Below are 3,747 nucleotides of genomic sequence, written 5' to 3'. Positions count from 1 at the left end.
CGGGGGCTTTTTTATTTAGAGTGCCAGACACCCTATTGGGCACACAATGGTAGCTCTAACTTCCTACAATCAATGACCGGATACCATCTGCAACAAATTGCACTGCCAGAGCGGCAAGGATAACGCCGAGCAGGCGGGTGAGGATGGAGCGGCCTGTTTCGCCCAAGAAGCGATCCACGCGCTCTGCAAGCAGAAATACGATGTAAGAAAGTACGATACAGGCGAGCAGAATGCCGAGCAAAGCAAGTCTGCTGCCAATGGTCGGAAATGTACCGCCGAGAAGGACTGTGGCGGAAATAGCGCCCGGGCCGGCAATCAGCGGAATGGCCAGCGGGAAGGCGGCAACATTGCGGATATGGTCTTTGGTGATGGCAACTGTCGCGCTTTTCTCATGGCGTTCCTGACGGCGCTCAAAGATCATTTCAAACGCGATCCAGAACAGCAAAAGACCACCGGCAACGCGGAACGCGCCGAGTGTGATGCCGAACAGCATCAGAATTTGCGCGCCGGCAATGGCAAAGAGCGCGAGGATGATAAAGGCGATGATGCTGGCGCGTTTGGCAACCTGTGCCCGTTCACGGCGATCCATGCCGGTGGTAACGGCGAGAAACAGCGGTGCAAGCCCCGGCGGATCAATGGTTACGAGCAGTGTGACAAAGGCGCTGAAGAGACTGTCATAAAAGCTCATCCGTGTTCCTGTTCTTGTTCTTTATGAATGATTGTAAGAATTATGCCTGTCTTTGCCGTATAAGCGCAAGATGGTTCTTGTGCCGGTTCTGAAAGGCCGATTGATGAAGTATTCTGATGCATTTGCCCCCGTCCCGAACGGGAAACAAGAATATTCTCTGATTTATGCGTGACAGGGTGATAAATATGCCAAAAAAGCACAAAATCGGCTATATTTGGTGTGTATGAAGGCCGCTGCAAGGCAGTCGAAATTTCGTGATTTTGATGTTATGGGATAGAGTACAATCTATCAAAACTAATCGATTCTTTATGAAAGATATTTGAATAGTGACAGACCTTACTCCGCCGCCCGGTTCAGACGAATTTAACGGCATTGAACCGATTTCTATTGTGGAGGAGATGCAGCGGTCCTACCTCGATTACGCTATGAGCGTTATCGTCAGCCGCGCGCTTCCTGATGTTCGTGACGGGTTGAAGCCGGTCCACCGGCGTATTCTCCATGCCATGAATGAGATGGGGCTCGCATGGAACCGCTCCTACCGTAAATCTGCCGGTGTCGTCGGTGAAGTGATGGGTAAATACCATCCGCATGGTGACGCCTCGATCTATGATGCACTGGTGCGTATGGCGCAGGACTTCTCCATGCGCGAACCACTGGTTGACGGGCAGGGTAACTTCGGTTCCATCGACGGCGACAGTGCCGCGGCGATGCGTTATACCGAGTGCCGTCTGGAAAAAGTTTCCTCGGTTCTGCTCGAAGATATCGACAAGGACACTGTTGATTTTCAGGACAATTATGATGGTCGCGAACAGGAGCCTAAAGTGCTTCCGGCTCGCTATCCGAACCTGCTGGTCAATGGTTCCGGCGGTATCGCCGTTGGTATGGCCACCAATATTCCGCCGCACAACTTGGGTGAAGTGATCAATGGCTGTATTGCCCTGATCGACAATCCTGAAATGTCACTGGAAGAAATGATCGAGATTATTCCGGGGCCTGATTTCCCGACCGGTGGTTTGATCCTCGGCCGCTCTGGTATTTATTCGGCTTACAGCACCGGTCGCGGTTCTGTGCTGATGCGTGGCCGTGTGACCATCGAGCCGATGCGCAATGACCGTGAATCCATCGTGATCACGGAAATTCCGTATCAGGTCAATAAAGCATCCATGATTGAGAAAATGGCCGAACTGGTACGCGACAAGCGTATTGAAGGCATTTCCGATCTGCGCGACGAATCCGACCGTGACGGTTATCGTGTGGTTGTTGAACTGAAACGCGATGCCAATGCTGATGTGGTGCTGAACCAACTTTACCGCTACACCCCGCTGCAGACCTCTTTCGGCTGCAATATGGTGGCGCTGAATGGTGGTAAGCCGCAACTTCTGACCTTGATGGAAGTGCTGAATGCGTTTGTGCATTTCCGTGAGGAAGTTGTCAGCCGCCGCACCAAATTCTTGCTGAATAAAGCCCGCGAACGTGCGCATGTCTTGGTTGGTCTGGCGATTGCCGTTGCCAATATCGACGAAATTATTGCGCTGATCCGCCGTGCGCCGGATCCTGCAACGGCGCGTGAGCAGTTGATGACACGCCGCTGGCCTGCAGCCGATATCGCACCGCTGATCCGTCTGATCGATGATCCGCGTCATGTTCTGAATGATGACAGCACCTATAATCTGTCGGAAGAACAGGCACGCGCTATTCTTGAACTGCGCCTGCAGCGCCTGACAGCTCTCGGCCGTGATGAAATCGCTGATGAACTGAACAAGATCGGCGAAGAAATCAAAGACTACCTGTCTATTCTGGCATCGCGTGAGCGCATTCTCGGCATTGTTAAGGATGAAATGGCTGCGGTTCGTGATGAATTCGCTACGCCACGCCGTACTGAACTGACCCTTGGCGGCGCTGAAATGGATGATGAAGATCTCATCGCCCGTGAAGATATGGTCGTTACTGTCAGCCATGCCGGTTACATCAAGCGTGTGCCGCTGAATACCTATCGTGCGCAGCGCCGCGGCGGCAAAGGCCGCTCGGGCATGGCGACGAAGGACGAGGATTTTGTTACCCGTCTGTTTGTGGCCAATACCCATACGCCGGTGCTGTTCTTCTCCTCGCGTGGTATCGTTTATAAAGAAAAAGTCTGGCGTCTGCCAATCGGTACTCCGCAATCCCGCGGTAAGGCATTGATTAATATGCTGCCTTTGCAGCAGGGTGAACGTATCACCACGATCATGCCATTGCCTGAGGATGAGGCAAGCTGGGCAGAACTTGACGTGATGTTCGCCACAACGCGCGGTACTGTGCGCCGTAACAAGCTGTCCGATTTCGTTCAGGTCAACCGCAATGGTAAGATTGCGATGAAGCTGGAAGAAGAGGGCGATGAAATCCTCTCGGTCGATACTTGTACGGTTAATGACGACGTGCTGCTCACCGCTGCCGGTGGCCAGTGTATCCGCTTCCGTGTGGATGATGTGCGCGTCTTTGCCGGTCGTAATTCGATTGGTGTACGCGGTATCAATCTGGCTGACGGCGATAAAGTTATCTCCATGGCTATTCTTGAGCATGTGGAAGCGACACCGGCTGAGCGTACAGCCTATCTGAAGCGCGCTGTTGCTGAGCGCCGCAGCCTCGGCTCGGATGATGTGGAAGATATCGCAGTCGTCGGTGAAGACGTGACCGAAGATGCGGAACTCAATGATGAGCGCTATGAAGAGCTGAAAGCCCATGAGCAGACTGTTCTGACAGTCAGCGAGTTCGGTTACGGCAAGCGTTCTTCGTCCTATGAATTCCGTATTTCCGGCCGTGGCGGTAAGGGTATCCGCGCCACTGATACATCGAAGACTGATGAAATCGGTGCGCTGGTTGCGCTGTTCCCTGTGGAAGCAAGCGACCAGATCCTGCTGGTGTCGGATGGCGGTCAGCTGATCCGCGTGCCGGTTGGCGGTATCCGCATTGCCGGTCGCTCCACCAAGGGCGTAACCATCTTTAACACCGCAGATGGTGAAAAGGTTGTGTCGGTAGAACGGATTTCTGAAACCGATGATGAAGAGGATGAAACCTCGGAA

Annotated in this window: 2 protein-coding genes; one reads left to right on the top strand and one right to left on the bottom strand. The window is 53.2% G+C overall.

The genetic code is table 11. The features are described from left to right. Positions 1-55: 55 nt before the first annotated feature. Positions 56-688: a MarC family protein gene (locus A918_RS0107105; RefSeq protein ID WP_022710390.1), complete on the bottom strand. Its 633-nt coding sequence runs from the start codon at positions 686-688 to the stop codon at positions 56-58. Between the two features lie 326 nt (positions 689-1,014). On the opposite strand from A918_RS0107105, the gene gyrA reads away from it, so the two are divergent. Beyond that, the coding region (gyrA, locus tag A918_RS0107100; RefSeq protein WP_033315947.1) for a DNA gyrase subunit A at positions 1,015-3,747 on the top strand (2,733 nt) is incomplete at its 3' end.

This window comes from Pseudochrobactrum sp. AO18b (assembly GCF_000409565.1).
Classification (GTDB): domain Bacteria; phylum Pseudomonadota; class Alphaproteobacteria; order Rhizobiales; family Rhizobiaceae; genus Pseudochrobactrum; species Pseudochrobactrum saccharolyticum.
The sequence above is the reverse complement of the archived record's forward strand: the minus strand, read 5'-3'. Positions and strand labels throughout refer to the sequence as shown.